At 42.2% G+C, this 21,812-nt stretch carries 12 protein-coding genes, 1 tRNA gene and 1 pseudogene; 7 read left to right on the top strand and 7 right to left on the bottom strand.

What is annotated here, in order from left to right:
• The first annotated feature begins 343 nt into the window (after positions 1–343).
• From PN457_RS12485 to PN457_RS12475, 3 genes are all read left to right on the top strand, one after another.
• Positions 344–2,476 carry a two-partner secretion domain-containing protein gene (locus tag PN457_RS12485; protein WP_271733672.1) on the top strand — a complete coding sequence of 711 codons (2,133 nt, stop codon included), beginning with the start codon at positions 344–346 and terminating at the stop codon, positions 2,474–2,476.
• A 153-nt stretch (positions 2,477–2,629) separates the two neighbouring features.
• The gene (locus tag PN457_RS12480) at positions 2,630–3,004 is read left to right on the top strand and encodes an S-layer family protein (protein WP_271733671.1); all 375 of its coding nucleotides are present in this window, start codon (positions 2,630–2,632) and stop codon (positions 3,002–3,004) included.
• 143 nt (positions 3,005–3,147) lie between these two features.
• Complete coding sequence (locus PN457_RS12475) at positions 3,148–5,715, top strand: CHAT domain-containing protein (RefSeq protein ID WP_271733670.1); 2,568 nt, start codon at positions 3,148–3,150, stop codon at positions 5,713–5,715.
• Between the two features lie 182 nt (positions 5,716–5,897).
• Here the strand turns inward: PN457_RS12475 and PN457_RS12470 are convergent, their stop codons facing one another.
• Entirely contained in the window at positions 5,898–6,734 is an 837-nt protein-coding gene (locus tag PN457_RS12470) for a DUF928 domain-containing protein (RefSeq protein WP_271733669.1), read from the bottom strand.
• A gap of 178 nt (positions 6,735–6,912) precedes the next feature.
• Between PN457_RS12470 and PN457_RS12465 the strand changes: the two are divergent.
• A pseudogene (locus tag PN457_RS12465) lies at positions 6,913–7,155 on the top strand (ATP-binding protein); the annotation flags it as partial.
• 60 nt (positions 7,156–7,215) lie between these two features.
• On the opposite strand, the gene PN457_RS12460 reads toward PN457_RS12465, so the two are convergent.
• Positions 7,216–7,287, bottom strand: a tRNA-Gly gene (locus PN457_RS12460).
• A gap of 80 nt (positions 7,288–7,367) precedes the next feature.
• Here PN457_RS12460 and PN457_RS12455 point away from each other — a divergent pair.
• The gene (locus tag PN457_RS12455; protein ID WP_271733674.1) at positions 7,368–8,510 is read left to right on the top strand and encodes an ABC transporter permease; all 1,143 of its coding nucleotides are present in this window, start codon (positions 7,368–7,370) and stop codon (positions 8,508–8,510) included.
• 57 nt (positions 8,511–8,567) lie between these two features.
• Here the strand turns inward: PN457_RS12455 and chlP are convergent, their stop codons facing one another.
• Positions 8,568–9,788: a geranylgeranyl reductase gene (chlP, locus tag PN457_RS12450; protein WP_271733668.1), complete on the bottom strand. Its 1,221-nt coding sequence runs from the start codon at positions 9,786–9,788 to the stop codon at positions 8,568–8,570.
• 245 nt (positions 9,789–10,033) lie between these two features.
• Here chlP and PN457_RS12445 point away from each other — a divergent pair, with 245 nt between their 5' ends.
• The gene (locus tag PN457_RS12445; protein WP_271733667.1) at positions 10,034–11,050 is read left to right on the top strand and encodes a sulfate/molybdate ABC transporter ATP-binding protein; all 1,017 of its coding nucleotides are present in this window, start codon (positions 10,034–10,036) and stop codon (positions 11,048–11,050) included.
• Between the two features lie 187 nt (positions 11,051–11,237).
• On the top strand, positions 11,238–11,954 hold the full coding sequence (gene hetI, locus PN457_RS12440; protein WP_271733666.1) for a 4'-phosphopantetheinyl transferase HetI: 717 nt from the start codon (positions 11,238–11,240) through the stop codon (positions 11,952–11,954).
• A 42-nt stretch (positions 11,955–11,996) separates the two neighbouring features.
• On the opposite strand, the gene PN457_RS12435 is transcribed toward hetI, so the two are convergent.
• The 4 genes from PN457_RS12435 to PN457_RS12420 all read right to left on the bottom strand — a co-directional run bounded on the left by PN457_RS12435 (position 11,997) and on the right by PN457_RS12420 (position 21,777).
• On the bottom strand, positions 11,997–13,505 hold the full coding sequence (locus PN457_RS12435; RefSeq protein WP_271733665.1) for a thioester reductase domain-containing protein: 1,509 nt from the start codon (positions 13,503–13,505) through the stop codon (positions 11,997–11,999).
• Positions 13,506–13,509: 4 nt separating this feature from the next.
• Positions 13,510–15,207 (bottom strand): PfaD family polyunsaturated fatty acid/polyketide biosynthesis protein, encoded by a 1,698-nt coding sequence (locus PN457_RS12430; RefSeq protein WP_271733664.1) that lies wholly within the window; start codon positions 15,205–15,207, stop codon positions 13,510–13,512.
• A gap of 104 nt (positions 15,208–15,311) precedes the next feature.
• Positions 15,312–20,003, bottom strand: a complete 4,692-nt coding sequence (locus tag PN457_RS12425; RefSeq protein ID WP_271733663.1) for a PfaB family protein — start codon at positions 20,001–20,003, stop codon at positions 15,312–15,314.
• Between the two features lie 67 nt (positions 20,004–20,070).
• The gene (locus tag PN457_RS12420) at positions 20,071–21,777 is read right to left on the bottom strand and encodes an SDR family NAD(P)-dependent oxidoreductase (protein WP_271733662.1); all 1,707 of its coding nucleotides are present in this window, start codon (positions 21,775–21,777) and stop codon (positions 20,071–20,073) included.
• Positions 21,778–21,812 lie beyond the last annotated feature (35 nt).

The following is a 21,812-nucleotide window of genomic DNA, read 5'->3' as shown; positions in this document are numbered from 1 at the left end:
TCTACTATCAACTGCACTAGGCATCCCCCCGTGCCATTGACATCACTTATATAATACCAATGTGCTTTCATTTAGCGATTGCTACACACAGATGCAAGCTCTGCGTAGCGATCGCCTGTGCCAGTTGCGTAAGTCCTATATTCTTAAGATAGTCATCGGTTGAAGTATGTATGTATCTGTATGAAGTTTTCATAAACTTGATATAATCGTATTCAGTGATACTTAATAAAATGGTAATATGCCCCCAAAAGCCCAGTTTTAATAAAAAACAGTAGTGATGGGATTTACCTATATTTGCCCTTGGTTCCTAGTAAGTAGCCTGATCTGCTTGAGTCTAACTTTTTTGAACTCAGCCAGAGCGGAAATCATCCCAGATAATACTCTAGGTCATGAAAGTTCGGTTGTCACCCCTAACCAGACTATCAATGACATTTCCAGTGACAGAATTGATGGGGGTGCAATTCGCGGAGTCAACCTATTCCACAGCTTTCAAGAATTTAATATTGACTCAGGAAGAGGGGTATATTTTAACAATCCCAGTGGCATCGAGAATATTTTAACACGGGTGACGGGAACTAATGTTTCTCATATTTTGGGGACACTGGGGGTTTTAGGTAATGCCAACCTCTTTTTTATCAATCCCAATGGGATTATTTTTGGGCCTAATGCCCATTTAAATATTAACGGTTCTTTTATTGCCAGTACAGCCAACAGTATCAAATTTGCAGATGGCACACTGTTTAGTACCAGGACATCAGAAAGCGCCCCCCTACTAGCAATCAGCACCCCCATTGGTTTGCAATATGGGAAAAATCCCGGCACAATTCAAGTCAAAGGAGATAGTCAGGGTTTTGCCATTAACACTACAACAGGGTTGCAGATCCAACCCAATCAAACCTTAGCTTTAGTCGGTGGTGATATCAGTCTAGAGGGAGCAACACTAAAGACGAATGGGGGAACATTAGAATTGGGAAGTGTTGCAGGAGAGGGTTTAGTGAGCCTTTCTCCTACAAGCCAAGGCTTTTCCTTGGACTATGATGGTGTGGAAAATTTTGGTAACATTCAAGTCAGCAACGAGACAAACATTGATACCAGTGGTATTATCCGTGGCGGCGGAATCCAAATACAAACAGGTAATTTGCAAATCAGTCAAGGGTCGCGCATTGCGTCATTTACCGCAGGGCCAATCTCAAGTGGAGATATTAGAGTCAACGCTACAGATTCCGTAGAAGTGATTGGTACAGGAAGATTTGAGCAAGCCTTTGCACAGATTATAGATCCCACAGTCAATCCCTCTGAGTTTCGCAACGGCTTTTTTGGTGTCACTGTTGGTACTGGAAGGGGGGCAAATTTGGCCATAAATACGGGTAAATTGATTCTCAGGAATGGAGCTTTTATACTTGTTTCCACTTTTGGTCAAGCCAGAGGAGGAAATGTTAATGTCAACGCTTCTAAGTCAGTAGAACTAATTGATTCTTTATTAGCAACAGGAAATCGCTTTGGTAGTAATGGAGACGCTGGCAATCTCAGCCTTAACACACAGAATGTAACTCTTCAGGATAGAGGATTAATAGGAAGTAGTTCATTTGGCAATGGTAAGGCAGGTGATATTAGCATTACATCCAGCGACTCAATTGACATGACTGGAGGTAAAACTTTTTCAGAATTAATTGTTGGTACAGGTATTAATACTAGTATCAGTTCTTTTACTTTGGGTATTTCAGATGCAGGAAATATAGATATTAACACTAACAAGTTAACTCTACGAGATAGGGCTCAAATTTTGGCTAGCACTTTTAGTTCAGGTAATGCAGCAACATTGGTATTGAATACCTCCTCCATACAAGTGATTGGTTCAACAACTCAAGAATCTAATAATCTGACCACTGGATTTGGTAATATTGCTAACCCTGGTAGCACAGGAAATGCAGGAGAACTTATAATTAACACCAGTACTCTGTTAATAGAGAATGGAGGGCAAGTTGGCACTGCTACTTTTGGTAGAGGAAATGCAGGAAATATGAGATTAAATGCCTCTGATATAAAAATAATTGGTATTAATAGCAACGATGGAAATCCCAGCGCCTTATCTACTAGTTCTGAGTCAAGTTTTGCGGCGGGGGCGGGTAACCTGACCATTAACACTGATATTTTGCAAGTAAGGGATGGGGGAGCTATTGTTGTACGTAGTGAGGGATTGGGTACAGCAGGTAGTTTAAACGTGAATGCCCATTCCATCCGTTTAGATAACAAAAGCTTCCTTAGTGCTGATACTCGTGGGATTAGTGCTGACCCCAATCAACAGCAGGCAAACATTAACTTGCGCTCCCAAAATGTGATTATGCTTCGCAACAGCAACATCACCACCAACGCAAGAGGGGAGAATGTAATTGGCGGTAACATCAATATTAACACTGACTTCCTAGTCGCCGCAGAAAATAGCGATATTAGTGCAAATTCTACTGATTTTCGTTGAGGTCGAGTAACAATTAATGCTAAAGCTGTTCTGGGCAGTCAGTCCCGCAATGCACTCACCCAAAACAATGATATTACTGCCACAGGGGCAAGTCCAGAATTTACTGGTACGGTAGAAATCAACACACCAGAGGTTGACCCCAGCAACGGTTTAGTGACACTACCCTCAAATCTAGTTGATCCCTCCCAGCTTGATAACTCTTGCAGACCTGGAAGCACCCAAAGTCAGAGTTCCTTCGTCGCTACAGGACGAGGCGGTTTACCATTGAGTGCCACTGAACCATTACAAGATACCAGTACCCTAGCACAGTGGGTGAAGCCTAGAACCGCTCCACCAAACTCCGCCAAAGTTGAAACCGAGGCACAAGCATCAACAGTGATTACCACTTACCCAGTTTCTCCTCCTCCCATTGTGGAAGCCTCGGGTTGGGTAGTTGATGCTCATGGTACTATCTACTTAGTAGCCCAAGCTCCAGAAGTTACTCCTAGCAGTCCTGGGCAAACATCTGCCTCTTGTCCTGTTCGTTAGAAAATGTTTGAAAAGTGAGAACAGGAGAGTATCAAATGGCGTTAATTAATTTTGGTAAATTCAAGTCAATAAGGCTTCTGCTGGCAAGGCAAGTAGTTAAATTTTCGTTCCTATATGTAATATTATTTACTGTAACTTTTATAATGACTATTACCCCCCTTACCTTTGCTCAACAACCAGAGACATATGCAGTAAATAAAATTCATAGCCACAACAGCCAATTTTCCACCACAACACCACAGCAGCTTTTGGAACAAGCAGAAGCTGAGTATCAGGGAGGAAACTTAACCCAAGCAGTAACTATTTTACAAAAAGCTAACCGTATCTATGCGCAACAGAGCGATCGCCTGGGACAAGCCGCAGCCCTAAGTAACCTCTGTCTGGTATATCAGCAGCTGGGCTCGTTGACAGAAGCCTCACAAGCTATCAAAACTAGCTTAAATTTACTAGGTTGGGATGAGAAACAGCAACAGCTACAAATCAAGACCCAAAACCCAGAATGGCTCGAAGTGTTGGCGCAAACTTTAGATATTCAAACAGGACTACTACTGGGACTGGGACAAGCAGATATATCCGTAGAAACTGCCCAACAAGCAGAGGGAATTTGGCAGCAATTAGGTAACAATGCTGCAGTAACCCGCAGTAGTATTAACCAAGCACAAGCTTGGCGGATTGCTGGCTTTTACCGTCGGGCTGTAAAGATTTTGTCCTCAAGGGAGCAACAGTTAAAAAACGAACCAAATTCACCCATGAAAGTGGCAGCTTTGCGTTCTCTTGGCAATACTTGGCAACAATTGGGGGAGTTAGATAAATCCCAGAAAACATTACAACTAAGCTTAGAAATTGCTCAACAACTGCAACTACCTTCAGAAATGAGCATCACAGAATTGAGTCTTGGTAATACTGTCAGAGCATTAGGTAATACTGAAGATGCGATCGCCCATTACCAGCAAGCTGCGGCAATTGCCCCCCAGCCACTCACCAAACTTCAAGCTCAAATCAATTTGCTCAGTTTGTTGGTTGAGAATAAAGATATAGCAGCAGCGAAAGAATTAATCCCGACAATTCAATCCCAACTTACTAATCTACCTAATAATCAAGCTAGTATTTATGCCAATATAAATTTTGCTGATACTATCATTAACATTGGTAACAAAGAAGATATTGCGCAAATTCTCGCCAACAGCGTTAAACAAGCCAGAGCTATAGGTAATCAGCGTGGAGAATCCTATGGGTTAGGAATTTTAGGAAGATTGTATGAGCAGAACAATCAGTGGCAAGAAGCCCAGGATTTAACCCAGCAAGCATTATTAAGCGCTCTGGGAATCAATGCTTCAGATATTGCCTACCTTTGGCAGTGGCAGTTAGGACGCTTATTGAAAGTCAAAGGAAACATCCAGGGTGCGATCGCTGCTTATGATGCCGCCGTTTCAACACTCCAGTCTCTGCGCAGCGATTTAGTCAATGTCAACCAACAAGTACGCTTCAATTTCCGAGATAGTGTGGAACCCATTTATCGCCAATCAGTGGAACTGTTATTACAAGAGTCAGGAGAAGGGAAACCGGATTTAGACAAAGTAAGGCAACGCATAGAAGCATTACAAATAGCAGAATTAGATAATTTTTTCCGAGAGGCTTGCTTAAATAATCAATTTGTGCTGCTTGACGAAGTAGTAGACCGCGATAATCCAGATACAGCCATTTTCTACCCAATTATTTTAAACAATAAATTAGAGGTTATCCTCAAACTTCCCAAACAACCTTTGATGCACATATCCCCTCAAAGTAACTGTACCTCTCAAGATAACTGTGTGAATTTAGAGGAGGTAATTACAAAAATGCGAGAAGCAATAGTTGAACCCAATACCCAGAAGAGACTTAAACAAGAATCCCAAAAACTTTATAATTTGTTAATTAAACCTGTGGAAGCAGATCTGCAAAACAGTGGAGTTAAAACTTTAGTATTTATACCAGATGGTTCTTTGAGAAATATTCCCATAGCTGCATTGTATGATGGCAAAGAGTACTTAATCCAGAAATATGCTGTAGCTTTGAGTCCAGGACTGCAATTATTTACCCCCAGACCTTTAGTACAAAGAAAAATAAATGCCCTAGTAGGAGGACTATCACAACCACCCAAAAACGAAAATTTTACCCCGCTTCCCTATGTCCTGAAAGAACTAGATTTAATGCAAAAATTGGGTATAACAACAAGTATACTTTTGGAGCAAGATTTTACTAAAGAAAACTTACAACAAAAAATTAATATCCAACCTTTTAGAGTAGTTCATCTAGCAACACACGGAAAATTTAGTTCCAAAGCAGAAGAGACTTTCATTCTAGCAGCCAACGGACGCATCTATGTTAAAGAATTAGATGGATTACTCAAAACTAGAGAGCAAAATCGCACTGAGCCAATTGAATTACTGGTTCTGAGTGCTTGCGAAACCGCAGCAGGAGATAACCGCGCTGTTTTGGGATTAGCAGGAGTTGCTATTAAAGCAGGAGCTAGAAGTACCCTAGCATCTTTATGGCAAATTGGTGATAACTCCACTGCTTTATTTATTGGTGAATTCTATCGTCAGTTAACAACTGGCGAAGTCACAACAGCAGAGGCTTTACGCCTTGCTCAATTAAAACTGCTCAATGATCCTGTATATAATCGTCCTATGTACTGGGCTCCCTATGTGTTAGTTGGTAATTGGTTGTAGAAATTATCTCTAAGAGGATTAGGACTTACGCAACTGGCACAGGCGATCTGCTTGCAGCAGCACTTCGCTATCGCTAAATGAAAGTACATTGGTATTATACAGGACTTACGCAAAATATGACGAAAGTATTGGTAAGTCCTAATTAGGTATCTCGGTGGCTACCCTAATTTATTGGCAGTTTATTAATAATCAACCAAAGGAAAGGGGGCTATGTTCCCTAATCCACCTGATTGTAATAAACTTTGCCAATCTGCTACTAAAGACCCATCATCAGAATTAGCAAAGCGTAGTTGTCCTAACATTGTCAAAGCATCAAACCAAACACCATGAGCAGCATAAATGGCAATTTTTTGTCGCTGGTCTATTGTTCCTTGCAATTGTTGCTCTAAACTAGGATTCAAATTTACTCTTTGAATGTCTCCTTCTACGTAGATAGGAACACTCGCTCTTTGTTTTTGATGACAACGAATTTTCAAGAACCAGCGATATGTTTTACCTACTTGCAATGGTGCCACAGTAGATGGAACAGAAACACCAATGACACCAGAATTGTCTGTAAGGGTGATGTTTTGCTGGTTATAAATTTCGGTTTCTTCGCTATCCTGTAAGACAAATTCACCACTTATATTAGTGTAGGGAACATAAAACCAAAATGTGGGACGTTCAGAGGTAGTTAGTCCCCACACATCTACTGGCGTTGATATATTGGTTTGTTTGCTAGTCGCTACGCGCTCTTGAAAAGGGACTAAAGCCGTCAAGGGAGTTTCTACCGCAGGACAATCATTACGGCTACCCATTCCGCTTCTACGTCCAGATATAGTATTTAATCCAGCAGGGGGTTTTGGTGGAACAAAAACTGGTTCAGAGGTTCCGTTAGTAGGTACAGTAGGTACAGGAGGGGTTTTGACTGATTGTACAGGTGGTTCAGTATTTGCAGGTAGGTTAGTTTGGGCTGTTACCTGTGCTGGATATTGTAAAGTACTACTAAACACCAAAGCACTCGCTAGAATCAACTTCATAGATTTAGATAGTAATTTGATCAGCTCGACATTATCCTACAGGAATTACGTAACTGTCACCAGTTATGGCAGTAACTTTAAAGGTAGCGATCGCTAAAGGAAGAGTTTAGTTTTAAAGCCCCGCATAGGGGCTGTTTTCGACTTTAGGGGGAAATAATCCCGATAGTTATCAACACAGGGCGGTAGCTTAGAACGAGAATACGCCATAGGCTCCGGGAGGATGGATATATGTTTGCGTTATGGGGATGTGGTCTTAGGGATGGAATTAAAGGTATGGAAACAGGGTAAACCCGACCCATTACAGCAAGGATTGATACAATTAGATAAATATTTATCAGGATTGAATTTAGATACAGGATGGTTAATCATATTTTACCGTCGCCCCGACTTACCCGCCATCAGTGACCGAACCACCACGTAAATAACCCTGAGTCCCCAGCGGATAAATATTACAGTCATTAAATCACCTGGAAATACTCAAAGCGGGTGATGGGACTCGAACCCACGACGTTCACCTTGGGAAGGTGACATTCTACCACTGAATTACACCCGCAGTGAAGACAGATGGAGTAGAAAAATAAGATATTAGTAATTGTACCATAATAATTACCGTTTATGGAAGAGGCAGAAATTATGAATTGGTGGCAAAAACTGCGGAAAAACCCTTTGGCGCGATTTGGGGCAATTGTGCTGTTAATTTTCTATATAATGGTAATTGCTGCTGATTTTGTCGCTCCTTATAATCCTCTGGCTTCACAGCCTAATGGTTCCCTGTTACCACCAACTCGGGTTTATTGGTTTTCTCAATCAGAACGGGGAAAATTTATCGGACCTCATGTATATCCTACTGTTCAGGGCGATACTGATTTAGAAACGGGCGATCGCCAAATCATAGTAGACTTTACCCAACCAACACCCATCAGGTTATTTGTCCGTGGTGCGGAATACCGACTATTACAGTTAACTTTACCCCTTCCTCCCAAGTGGGAAGAGGTGACTATTTTACCCGGTATTCCTTTAGACTGGCATTTATTTGGGACTATAAGTGATAGGGATGGCGTAGCTAGTCCCACAGCCTTAAATATTTTAGGTACTGACGACCAAGGACGCGACCAATTCAGCCGGTTAGTATATGGTGGTCGGATTAGTTTATTTATTGGGATTATTGGGGTATTGATTAGTTTTCCCCTAGCTCTAATCATTGGGGGTATTTCTGGCTACTTTGGTGGTTGGATTGATAGCGTAATTATGCGGTTAGCAGAAGTGCTAATGACTTTCCCAGGGATTTATCTGTTAGTGACCTTGGGTGCAGTTTTACCACCTGGTTTAACCAGTACCCAGCGCTTTATCTTGATTGTAGTGATTATGTCGGTGATTAGTTGGGCGGGGTTAGCGCGGGTAATTCGGGGACAGGTACTATCAATTAAGGAGCGAGAATTTGTACAAGCAGCAGTAGCAATGGGTGGTAAACCAATTTACATTATTATCCGCCATATTTTACCACAAACTGCTACCTATGTAATTATTTCTGCCACATTGGCGGTTCCGGGTTTTATTGGTGCGGAAGCGGTATTAAGTCTGATTGGTTTAGGAATCCAACAGCCTGATCCTTCTTGGGGGAATATGCTATCTTTGGCTAGTAATGCTTCTATTGTGGTGTTGCAACCTTGGTTAATTTGGCCGCCAGCTGCTTTAATTATTCTAACTGTGCTGTCTTTTAATTTACTTGGTGATGGGTTGAGGGATGCTCTGGATCCCCGCAGTCTGCGAAGATAGAGGAGAAAAAAAGTTTCTTCCCCTCTATATATATCCTTTAATGTCCCGGTGCTGTGCTTAGGGAGCCAAGGCGTTACCGCGAATCAAACTACCAATAGTTTTAGCAGTAATTTTCAGTTGGGTAATGGGGTTAGCGGGAACCACGGTTTTATACAGATAGCTGTCAAATGTCAGCTTCTGCACATCCAGGTCATCGCACATTTCTACAAAGGCTTCTCGGGTAGCGTCGGAACGATAGAAGACAGTTTGGAGAATGTCTAATACTTTGTAGGTGAGTCCATATTTTTTATCCCAGCGCTTCAAGTAAACCTTGAGGTCTTTTTCTGTGGGAATGGTTGCACCATTGTTAGACATTTCCACAATGGTTTCTGCACACATCCGCCCAGACTTAGCTGCAAAGTAAATACCTTCGCCGGAGGACTTGGTAACGTAACCAGCTGCATCGCCTACTAACGCAATGCGACCGACAACGCGACGGGGGCGGGGATGTTCGGGGATGGGGTGAGCTTCTACTTTGATAATTTTGCCGCCCGCTAGCTTTTTGGCTGCACGGGTGCGGATACCAGCTTGTAACTGTTTGATAGTGGCTTTGTTGACTTGCATTGTGCCAGTACCAACAGCTACGTGGTCATATTTGGGGAATACCCAGGCGTAGAAGTCGGTGGAAACGTCGTCACCGACGTACATTTCCGCTAGGTCGTTGTAGTACTCCATTTGCTCTTGGGGGAGGCGAATCCGCTCTTGAAAGGCGATCGCATAGTTATAATCTCCCGCATCCATTTCTTTGGCAATACGAGAATTAGCCCCATCCGCCCCTATAATTAAATCTACTTTTAGGGTTTTTGTAGTCCCTTGTAAACCGCCTTCGCTGTGGTCTACATAGTGGATTTTATAAGGGTCGGTATTATTTGTGGGTATATCAACTTTATGAACTGTGGCATTAATTAAATTTGCGCCTAGTTTTGCCGCCCGATTGCGCAGGAAACCATCTAGGACTTCCCGGCGGCACATTCCTATATATTCTTCTTCTTTTACTATATTGATATTAACCTCACGATTGGAAGGTGAAATCATTTTCATCTTCCGCACACGGCGATCAATAATCTCTGGTGGGAGGTCAAACTCAGCCACCATACACAGGGGAATTGCACCGCCGCAGGGCTTCGCATTATCTAGTTTTCGCTCAAATAGGTAAGTTTCAATCCCCGCTTTTGCTAGCGTTTCCGCCGCAGATGAACCAGCAGGGCCTGACCCAACAACAGCAACCCGTAGTGTCAAAGGTCTTCTCCCAATAGTTGATAAAAACGTTTAACTAGAGCATCCTATCACGGAGTTTTGTCTAGTTTCCCGCTCTACCTTCAGGTTTTGAAGGAAATGCAATATTCCTTAATGTTTCGATACAAAAACCAGGATTAGACACCACCAGAATCACATTTATTGCTCCTGGGTCAGCTTATCTGTGGTATATGTAAAACACGGTAATCCTAGCAAGAAGCCGTAGATTGCATTCAAGAGGTACAGTAGTGGGTATAGTAGTTGAGAACGTATCTAAAAATTTTGGGAACTTTCAAGCGGTAAATCAAGTCAATCTGGAAATTAACAGCGGTTCACTGGTGGCTTTATTGGGTCCATCAGGTTCTGGTAAATCCACTTTGCTGCGGTTAATTGCAGGGTTGGAAACCCCAGATAGCGGTAAAATTTTACTGACTGGTAAAGATGCTACATATCAAAGTGTCCAAGAGCGCAATATTGGATTTGTGTTTCAGCACTATGCCCTATTTAAACATTTGAATGTGCGTCAGAATATTGCCTTTGGTTTAGAAATTCGCAAAGCACCGGCCAAGAAGATTAAGAACCGGGTAGATCAGTTACTAGATTTAGTGCAACTAAGTGGATTAGGCGATCGCTATCCATCACAGTTGTCCGGTGGTCAGAGACAAAGGGTAGCATTAGCCAGGGCTTTAGCTGTAGAACCTAAAGTATTATTACTAGATGAACCATTTGGCGCACTTGATGCTAAAGTGCGTAAAGATTTGCGGGCATGGTTACGCCGTCTCCATGATGAAGTTCATGTGACCACTGTTTTCGTCACCCATGACCAGGAAGAGGCTATGGAAGTTTCTGACGAGGTGGTGGTGATGAATAAAGGGCGTGTAGAACAGGTGGGAACACCAGCAGAAATTTATGACAATCCGGCGACGGCTTTTGTCATGAGCTTTATTGGCCCTGTGAATGTTTTATCTAACACCTCAAATATTTTCCAGAGCACCGGCTTTGATTCAGCACATAGTCAAGTATTTTTACGACCCCAGGATGTGGCGATTTCCAGAGAGCCTCATGGTAATACTGCACCAGCTACAGTGACTAGGTTAATACATTTGGGTTGGGAAATTCAGATAGAATTAACTTTAGATGATGGCCAGGTGGTAGCGGCGCATTTAACACGCGATCGCTTTAATGAGTTACAGTTAGAACCACAAGAACGCGTATATGTCAAGCCAAAAGATGCAAGGTCTTTTCCCCTACACTATTCGATTTAGCCATAGGCTAATGAATTAACCCACAATAGCGGTTTGAATAAAAAAACCCCCGATCGGCTATAAAATAGCTGATCAAAGGGTTCAATTTTAGTACTTTGCACATGAAATGTATCCCACATGAATACTGTATCTGTCCTTTTTTAATTATGTGTGCCAAAATGCCAGGTTAATGTCAATCATGTAATCCATGGCGGTTTTTAATCATTTGTGGCTACCTGTACCAAAAAACTTGACTTTATTACCAAATGATGTTCATGTTTGGCGGTTTCACCTGGATATCCCAGAAGCACAGCGGGAAAATCTATTAGCAACCCTATCGGGTGATGAAGTTGCTCGTGCTAATCGATTTCATTTTCACCGAACTGGAGAACATTTTATCGCTGGTCGGGGTATTCTGCGGCGGATATTGGGTAGGTACTTGGGGATTGAACCGCAACAGGTGGGATTTGATTATCAAGAGCGTGGTAAACCAGTTTTAGCAGATGCTTTAGGTAAAAGTGGACTATGGTTTAACTTGTCTCACTCTCAGGGTTTAGCTCTGTGTGCGGTGAATTATCATCGTCAAATTGGTGTAGACTTAGAATATACCCGCCGCAGCTGTGATGTAGAGAGCTTGGCGAAAAGGTTCTTTTTACCCAGAGAATATGCTTTGATGCGATCGCTATCTCCTGAACAACAGCAAGAAACATTTTTCCGTTACTGGACTTGTAAAGAAGCCTACTTAAAAGCAACAGGAGAAGGACTAGGTAAATTAGAACAAGCGGAAATTAGCTTAACTCCCACAGAACCGGCCCGGTTACATAAATCTCAGTGGAGTCTGTTGGAGTTAAACCCTGAGCAATATTACTTAGCTGCTGTGGTGGTGGCTGGCAAGATTGATAACTTGCATTGTTGGCAATACTGATACAAGTTTAGTCCGGGGATGGGACTAAACTTGATCAACCCACTAAGCAAGAGTTAAAAAGCCAGTTTGAACTAAGTAAGAAGTGTAAGTCATCAACAATTGAGAATCAATTGGGGGACAAGTAATAGAACCACCTGACAAAGCCTTCAAAGTAGCTTGACAACTAATAATTGGTCTTCTGGATTGCAGATATAAATCAGGGATAGTCAACTGTTCATCAGACCAGCGTTCTAGTAAAAAAGGACGCAGGGTATATAAAGGGTTATCTGTAGAACAGACATCATTAATTAACTTTGATTGCCACTCTTCATAGGGAATCATCTCTATGGGATAACCAAAAGATTTAACCCATTCTACCAAATCTTTTAAAGAAATAGGTTGAGGATGTTGTAAATGGAAAGCCTGACCAAGAGATTCTGGCTGTCTTGATAGGTAAACAATAGCCTTACTGACATAATCAACAGGGGACATATCTAACATATAGTCTACATCAGGGAAAGTCCCCATTTGTAAACAGCCCTTAGTCATCAAATTGATAAAATCATGGGTATTACAAATACCTGTTTTGCTATCCCCTGCAATTAATGGTGGTCTGTGAATAGTTACAGGTAAACCGCGGTCACGGGCGACCTTAACCAACTTTTCCGCCACCCATTTAGTCTGAGAATAACCTAAATAAATACCTTCCCAATGGTCAAACTCATCTTGTTCTTCCACCAAATGACCAGCATAAGCAGAGGATTCAAACACCGCCACACTAGAAACATAATGTACAGGCTTAACTTTAGTGTGACAAGCTAACCGCAAAACCTCTTGAGTACCTAAAACATTAGCTGTTTTGAGTGCCGAATAAGGATAAACATAATTAAGCAAAGCAGCACTATGATAAATAGTATCAATATTGCTAGCTAAAATCTGGAATTGTTCAGGATTAATCCCCAGAAGTGGTTGAGCCAAATCACCCACAACAGCAATCAGTCGAGAATTAAACTTTTCATCCCAAATTGCATACTGCTGTAAATTCTTTTGCAGTTTGGTTTTAGCTTCCAACCCATTAGCAGCACGGACTAAGCAATATATATCCGCATCAGTTTCTTGGAGTAGTTCCCGGATAATAAAAGCGCCTAAAAAACCAGTTCCCCCAGTTAAAAATATATGCTTAGGTATGGCTACATCCACACTCACAGCGTTAGCAGGATCAATAGTGGGGTCAAGGACAACTTCAGCCGCTAAGTTGAGAACCATAGGGTTAAGTTGAGCCTCTGGAGAGGTATCTAAACCTAATGGAGATTCTAGGCGATCGCTCTCGGCTAAACGTTGGGAAAGAGACTCAATATTAGGATAGTGCCATAAAAGAACTGGGGATGGTTGAAAGCCCAACATTTTTTCTAACTGACTGACCAGAGTCATGGCCTGTGCGGAATCTAAACCATAGTTTTCTAAATTCTCCCTGATATCTATCTCATCAGTTTCCACCCCGATTAACTCAGCCAAATGAGTAACTAACCATGCTTGAATATCCGCCGCACTATGAGATGGTTGTAGAGTCATTTTTTTAAATCTCCAATAATTGAGAAGAATCTGGACAATACTGACTGTAGACTTGAGGAATTTCCATTCCTTGGATTTTTAAGCTTTGAATACGATATAAAAAAGCTGCTCCCTTCATGATGTGATCAGCCACATCAACCACCCGACGATTATGGGGTTCAGCTAAATAAGAACCGCGCACCCAGTCATTAAAACTACCCATAGCTGGGCCACACCAAATCTGATAATCCACCTCTCGACCCTTTTCACCGGAAGTAGACCAGCGGGAAGATAATCCTAAATAAGATCGAAAAATTAGTGCCATTTTCAGCTTAGGATTATTAACAGCCTTCCCTAATTTTGCCGGGTTTTTCTGGGATAAATAAGTAGCTGTTGCTTCCCAGACCTCAGCCAGGGTTTTGCGGAAAATCTGCTTTTCTAATTTTTCTCTTTCTCCTGGGGGAATCTCTTCAATTGAGTTGTAGGTACGGTACAATTCATACAACTTTTGCGCTCGCATGGGAAACATAGTTCCCCGTTTGAGGACTTGTAACTTTACCCCCATTTCAAACATATCAGCAGCGGGAGCCATGGTCATATCCGCCATTTCAGCTTGAGCCAATAATTTTTTAGTATGGTCACAAGCGCCAGACTCGACACAGGATTGATTAATAGAACCAGTCATCACATAAGCAGCACCCATCATAAAAGCTGCTAAAGCTGATTGGGGTGTAGCAATTCCCCCAGCCACGCCAATTCTAACTGGTTGCTGGTAATGAAATTGTTCTTGAATTTCATTCCGCAAAGCAATAATAGAAGGTAATAAACACACCAATGGGCGATTATCTGTATGTCCGCCAGAATCAGCTTCGACGGTAATATCATCAGCCATGGGTACTTGGGCTGCAAGTTTGGCTTGTAAATCAGTGATTAATCCTTGTGCGAGTAGTTCTTGAAGGATTTTGGGGGGTGCTGGTTGGAGAAATTTGGTAGCTACTTCTCGACGGGAAACTTTAGCAATGACCTTATTTTTGATTTCAATTTGATTGGCATCATTTAAACTCAGCCCGGCAACCCGGTAATATACTATATTGGGGGTTAAATCTAAAAATGCCGAAGCTTCTACAGTTCTTACCTCATATTTGAGGTATAATTTCACAGCCTGGCGTTCCATAGCCAAATCATTGGGGCTGTGAATTAAATTGAAGGCATAAGGACCATAGGGTAAAGCGGCTTGAATAGTTTTAATAGCTGATTCTAGGCGTTCTGGGGGTAAACCACCTGCACCAAAAGAACTCAAGATTTTAGCTTGACCCAGAGCAATCACCATTTCTTCAGAAGCTATTCCCCCCGCCATTGCACCGGTGACATAGGCATATTTTACCCCATGAAATGCTAGGAAATTGGGGTCTCCTAGTTGTTGCAGAGTGATGGGGGGGATGAAAGTGAGCAGTTGTGTTGTTGCTGTAGTGTTAATCGGCACTCGTAAGATTGACGATGTATTTTCAGCAGAGGATAAATACCCCTCATGTGTAACACCAATTTTTCCCCCAACTTTGACAAAGTAACAGGGTTTATTTAATGTGAGTAGTTTATCTTTGATAGCTGAATTATCAAAAGATAAAGTATCTAAAGAACCTTTCCAGATCAGGTTTTGAAATTGGCAATGAGGGGCTTGCAGACTATTATTGTATTGATTTGGTAGCGTATCTACGGGGGTCACTGTAGTTATACCTCTTGTCAATGATGGTTTATTAAGTGTGAATGGGGAGGTTTTAGTAACCCCATGGATGTAGTGATCTGGTGTGTGCCACCTCCCCAAATTACTTATCTATCTGCATTCAATAAATTTTCAGCACAGGCTAACTGCAATTTAATGATCTCGCTCATCTGTTGACTAAAATCTTGTCTGGCTTGGAGGAAAGCAGAGTGATTTTTTGTGATGCGGTTGTTGTTTGCACTCAGTTCTTTATACTGAGTCATGTTTAGTTCCATGATTCTAATTGTGTGCTCAAGGTGGTTTTGGGCTGGAGATGACACAATTAATTGTAGAGTTTGTTGTTCCCAGGAACCGACTGACTCAGAAGATTGTAGTGTTTCTGGAGCCTCAAAACCGTGTTCCATGATATTTTTTGTGGGCTGTTCTGCGGGTATGGGCGGATCCTGGCGATCGCTGTGATCTGATTCGGTAGATAATGGTATGTTTTGATGCAGTTTTTCAACCCGATAATTGTGCGGGATATCTGAGAATAATTGGCGGTTTTCTGGACTCAATATACTGTTGGTAATTGATTTACCGCCCAGGGTAACCTTGTGGAGAGTTAAGTTATTTTGTTTAGTGGTTGCTGTGGTGAGATTGTACAGAGGTGATAAATCTAAATTAACCCGATGACTGACCAGTTTTGCCAAGGCTTTGACTATAGAGCTGTGGTCATCCATACCTCGGCGATTCAGGGATATGGTGATGTGTTCTTTGTTTTCTAAGATTTTACCAATCCATCGGGAACAAACACCACCAGCGCCAGCCTCCACAAATATTTTCGCCCCATCATCGTAGACACGGTTAACTAATTGGGGAAAGTCAAGTTGTTGACATAGTGCGGTGGCGATGCTACCGGCTATGACGGCGCTATCAAGTGCGATGGGTTGATACTTAGCTGCTGAGTAAAAAGTTATGCCTGGTAGGTCTTGGGTAGGTAAAGTATTAACCTTGGCTATCTCTTCGTACTCTGAACCCATGGCTTCGCAATGAATTACATGATCGAAGGGTGCGGCGAAGGAGTTACAACCAAGGGATTTAATCACCCTCTGACAGGCTGTTTTTTCACCAGCGATTAACACTTCTTCCGGTGTGTTGATTTGAGTTAAATAAACCCGCGGCTCATGTTTTAGGCATTCTTCCACTTGAGAGGGTGTAGCCATAAGTACATAAGTAGCCCAGAAGTTATCATCTTGTAATTCTGTCGTATCGGTCAACCCCCAATACTGACGCACAGCATTTTTAGGGCCAGATAATTTATCGCCAAACAAAGGGGATGAGTTCAAGGTATTACTACCGCCCTCAAAATCACTCCAAACCCCTTGGGCCACCATCATGCTGGTTTCACCCAAGCTATAGCCAAAGACGCATTGGGGTTTGACTTGAAAATCATCCCGGAAAATCGCACTCATGTATCTGGCGAAGGCGATTTCACTTTCAAACATCGCCAGGGAATCATCTAACAGTTGCTTTTCTAGGCTTTCTAGTTGTCTGGTGGAGAGTTTAGGGAAGCTGCGGGGATAAACTAATTTTTCCACATCAGCAGCACGGTTATAGAGATTATTACTCTTGAGGTCTTCAAATACCTTGGGGAATAAACGGAAGACTGTCCGACCGATACCAATGTAGGAATTAACAGCAGCGGGATAAACGTAAGCCACACTAGCGGTTTTACCCAAGGGTTTGGCTGTAAAATAACTACCGTTGGGAGTTTGCCAATCTGTACCTTTTTCAAAGGCTGTGTTTACACCTTTACGAGCCGCATCAATTTGTTTAAGTAGTTCTTTTTTATTACGTCCGGTAATTGCTAGAGCATATTTAGCTTCTGAACTTTCTTTAAAAGTTGTGAAAGTCTGACTCGCAGTAGTGGATAAACAAGAACTATCTTCAATACTTTGTTGCAGGCTATTTAAAACCTCTTCTAAGTTACCTTGATCCCGCACTGCTAAGGGTAACAGGTAAAAAGGCATTTGCTGTAAATACCGACTGTCGCGCAGTTGTTGGTTTGGGTCTTCTGACAAGATGACATGAGCGTAAGTGTCATCTATACCTATGTTATTGATGGCGGCTATGCGGCGGGTGGCTCCTTTATCGACAAACCAAGGTCTGGACTCTGTAGCCACATAAAAAGGACTACCCTCCCATTGTTCTGGTGTCTTAACACTAGACCATTGAGGAGTAGCAGGAATGTATCTGTAATAAAGACAGAGTGCAGTTTTGATTAAACTAGCAATTCCTGATGCCGTATAGGTATGACCTATATTAGCCTTTACACTACCAATGGCACATTGTAAACCATTACCACTTTGGGGATAAGCTTGTAATAAACCGTTAATTTCGGCTTCGTCTTGTTGAAGAATACCACTACCATTCACCTCAACATAATTAACCTGTTGAGGTTGAATTTCTGCGGTGTGAAAAGCTTGTTGACAAGCATCATTTAAGCTAGATGCAAAACTTACCGCCTCGAGTACAGCATAAATCCGTTGGTTATCTTGTTGAGCAGTGTCATGACGCTTGAGGACAACTGCACCAGCACCCTCACCGACCATCCAACCATTAACATTCTCATCAAAACTTAAAGTATTGATCCCTTGATTTACCTGAGCTAATTGACTCCGCAATAAGACATTTTCTACACCACCAGCCAAATCTATCGCACCCAAAACCACAGCCTCCACCTCCCCAGCCGTCAACAGCATTTGTGCCACTTCCAAGGCTTTAAGAGCAGAGTTTTCACCCGCGGTCATGGTGAAGGCGGGGCCGGTAAAGTTCCACAAAGCAGAAATGCGACTAGCCATAATATTGGCAATGTGACTGACATACTCCCCAGTTTCAACGGGATGGTGGAGACTGTCTTTAATAACCCCTTCTAGTTGGGCGAGGTGTTCATCAGATAAGCAAATATTATCCTCTAATAAACCCTCTTTCAACTGCCAGGATAAATCCCATCTTTGCTGTAATTGATGTACAGAAAGTTCGGTTTCTGCAGCCACAATTACTGCAACATTTCCCCCTGGTTTGAGTCCCGCATCTTTAACGGCGCGGTCGGCAACTTTTAACAGTAACAGTTGTTGGGGATTGAGTTTTTCAACTTCCTTGGGGGGGATTTTATAAGCTAAAGTGTCAATATCAAAACCTTGGATGTATGCCCCTACAGGTGCTTTACCATCTGTTAAACCATACTGTTGCAGTAAGCTGGTTTGCTCCTCTATACCTTGCCATCTAGAAGGGGGTAAGGGGATAAAATGCTGGGTTCCTTGATAAATACTGCGTTCAAAGGCATCTAATCCGTTACATCCACCGAAAAAGGCATCCATACCCACAATGGCAATTTTAGCCGGTGGTGTCGGTGTTGTATGGTCTGCTGGTGAGGGTGTAGTACCCTGTTCAATAATTAAATGGGAGTTTGTCCCCCCAAAGCCAAAGGCGCTGATTGCGGCTCGTTTAATTGATGGATGGTGGTCGGTGAGCGAAGTCGAACCGTTGTGAGGCCAAGGCGTTGCTTTTCTGACAATTTTATCACTGGAAATAACATGATTGTCTGAGGTTAAAGGTGTATCAATATTAATGGTAGGTGGGATGACTCCCTCAGACATACTCAAAATTACCTTCGTCAAGCCCACCATACCCGCAGCGGTTAATAAATGTCCCGTATTGGCTTTAGCGGAACCCACCAGGGGGGAGGCTTGATGTTGGCCAAAAAAGGTATCTATGGAATTGAGTTCAGTTGTATCACCTAATAATGTGCCTGTAGCATGACATTCTAAGTAATCGATGCTTTGGGGGCTGATTTGTTGCTCACTATAAGCTCGTTGAAAAGCCAGGACTTGTCCTTTAGTGTTGGGGCTGAGTAAATGTTTACCTTTACCATCGTTGGAGAGTCCATTACCGCAAATTGTGGCCAGGATATTGTCACCATCTCTGACAGCATCGGCGTATCTTTTGAGTACTACCATACCCACACCATCACCGGGAATCAAACCTCTGGATGTCTTATCTAGGGGGCGACTGGTACCATCTTCTGCAAAGCCTTGGACACCGGAAAAGAGCATCCGCACAAATAGGGAATCTGCACAACTAATGGCTCCCGCTAACATCATGTCAGCTTTATGGGATGATAGATAATGAGAGGCTAGTTTGATGGCATAAAAGGATGAGGAACAAGCAGCATCTAGACATAAATTAATTCTAGATAGTGATAAGGCTTGAGCAACTATGGATGCTGGTAAGCCGGAAATCATCCCGTTGTAAACAGATGCTTTGATTGCTGTTGGTAAGGGGGCTAAATGAATATTTTCATCTTGCAAAAGTTCTTTAAGCCCAGGTGCGATCGCTTGCTGATAAATAGGGGAAAATAATTGATGGGAAAGTTTGGTGGGGAAGGACAGATTACCAAGAATTACGCCACACTCAGCGAGTAGCTTTTGATTACCCCAGTACCCACTGTTACTAATGGCTTGTTTAGCAGCGTACAATGACCATTTAAAGGTATCATCTAAACTGGCGATTAATTCTGCGGGTAGGTTGTAACCAGATGGGTCAAATTCAAAATCCCGGATATATCCACCTTTGAGGGAATAGGTTTTATCTGCTGTCCCTTTAACTGGATGGTAAAAAATGCCGGGATCTACCCCTATTTCGCTGATGGCGGCTGATGATGTAGCATCTTTTTGAGAAACAAGATTTTGCCAAAATTCCTCAGGGGTTTTAGCATCGGGAAATAAACAAGATAATCCGATGATGGCTATTTTTTCCATTGTTATATCCTCAACATCTGCGGGGTATTTAAAAGAAAGTAGGATTTACGCACTTACCTAAATGTTGCTAACTTTTCATTAATTTTGTTGACCAAATGATGGCATGAGCCCCCAGCATTTGGGAGTAGATTTTACCATGATTATCGTGGATAATAAAGTCTGCGATCGCACTACTTGCTGTTTTAGATTTTACTTCACAGGAAACATAAAATAGTTGATTATGTGGTGTAGGGGCAAACTGTTCAAACTTCTCTACCTTTCCGGGTAAACACCCCTCTTCATAAAAGTGCTGTGTCCATATCCACAGGGCGTGCATACTCAGGTCAGTTGTATAAGGATTTACCCATTTTACAGGAAATTGACCTTGTTTTTGGGCGCTGATCTCTGTCCACAAACATTCTGTGGTGATTTTTTGTTGAGTAATATTTAAAACTCTTTGCACTTGCTGAAATGAAGGTCCATGAAATAGGGTAGCGCCTCCATGCTGATAAAAATCTTTACCGGTATCGCTAATAATGTCATCTAAATTTAGATTAATAGATTCATAACTAGGAGGCTGGGGAATTTCCCGATGGAGATTAAGTTGAGCGCTAAAATGGTAATGGACTTTTCCCGCGGGGTTTTTACTCCATATTTTGGCTTTAACGACAATTTTTTCGCCGTTGATTTTCTCAACTTCTTCTATTTCTAAAGTGTGTTCTTTAGCTAAAGTGTCATTAAAGGTGATCCCCTTTAAAATCCTGAAATCTGTGTAATTAAATAATCGATAACCCGGATACATTTCCTCACAGGTATTAATTATCCATGTCATTGCACAAGTAGCAGGTAAAACAGGAGTACCAGCAATCACATGGTCATATAAAAAAGGATTAGCTTCCAGTGTCATCTGGCGACGGATACGATGAGTGCGCAGATAAGAATCTAACTCTGTGGTGGGGGGAAGAAGGGGACTACCAATCACAACTTGGGTAGTATCATGATGGGTGGGGTGTAGTTCATTAACTAACATTTGTGTACCTACATCCACCGGGATAATATCAATACCTCGTTCTGTAAAAGCCTTTTTCAGTTCTGGGGACACCATCCCACTATCCCAAGCGCCCCAGTTAATCGCAACTACATGACACTGAGGATAGTTTTGCTTGATTAAATGGGCTGACTTATTGAGGATTTCATTGGCGATCGCATAATCAGATTGTCCGATATTACCGTAAAATCCACTGACAGAGGAGAACAATACTAAATGTTCTAGTTGCTCAGGTTTTACACAGGTGAGGAGATTTTCTAACCCCTGAACCTTAGCATTATAAACCTTCTCAAAATCCTGGTCAGTTTTCTTGGAAATCAATTTATCAGCTAAATTACCAGCTCCGTGAATAATACCAGTAATAGTACCCACAGATTCTAATTTTTGCTGTAAATCTGTGACATTAGTGATATCCACACTAATATACTCTGCTTGAGCGCCCGTTGCTGCTAACCTGGCTAAAGTTTGCTTAATTTCGCGACTAGAAGCAATCTGATTATATATCTTCAAAACACTCCTAGGAGTAGGCTTTTGACCCTGTGCTTGAAGATACTCCATAATACCTTTCTTTAAATCCGCCTCCGACTCACAGTCTTGAGCGAACTCCGGTTCAACATCCACAAGTTCCGAACGACCGAGGAGAATAAACCTACAAGGGTAGTGCTGGGCCATTTGAATCGCACATTGAGCAGTAATACCCTTAGCACCGCCACTAACAACAAAAACCATAGAAGACTGCGTATTCATATTATTGTTATTGATAATTTATGATGAGAAACTTG

This window comes from Anabaenopsis arnoldii, assembly GCF_028331025.1.
In the GTDB taxonomy this organism is placed as follows: domain Bacteria; phylum Cyanobacteriota; class Cyanobacteriia; order Cyanobacteriales; family Nostocaceae; genus Anabaenopsis; species Anabaenopsis arnoldii.
This window is presented reverse-complemented; position numbering and strand designations above follow the sequence as displayed.

Bases quoted from the DNA above. Each gene is read 5' to 3' on its own strand.
- PN457_RS12435 (WP_271733665.1), bottom strand. From the start codon at position 13,505: ATGACTCTACAACCATCTCATAGTGCGGCGGATATTCAAGCATGGTTA.
- PN457_RS12470 (WP_271733669.1), bottom strand. From the start codon at position 6,734: ATGAAGTTGATTCTAGCGAGTGCTTTGGTGTTTAGTAGTACTTTACAA.
- PN457_RS12455 (WP_271733674.1), top strand. From the start codon at position 7,368: ATGAATTGGTGGCAAAAACTGCGGAAAAACCCTTTGGCGCGATTTGGG.
- PN457_RS12425 (WP_271733663.1), bottom strand. From the start codon at position 20,003: ATGGAAAAAATAGCCATCATCGGATTATCTTGTTTATTTCCCGATGCT.
- hetI (WP_271733666.1), top strand. From the start codon at position 11,238: ATGGCGGTTTTTAATCATTTGTGGCTACCTGTACCAAAAAACTTGACT.
- PN457_RS12475 (WP_271733670.1), top strand. From the start codon at position 3,148: ATGACTATTACCCCCCTTACCTTTGCTCAACAACCAGAGACATATGCA.
- PN457_RS12420 (WP_271733662.1), bottom strand. From the start codon at position 21,777: ATGAATACGCAGTCTTCTATGGTTTTTGTTGTTAGTGGCGGTGCTAAG.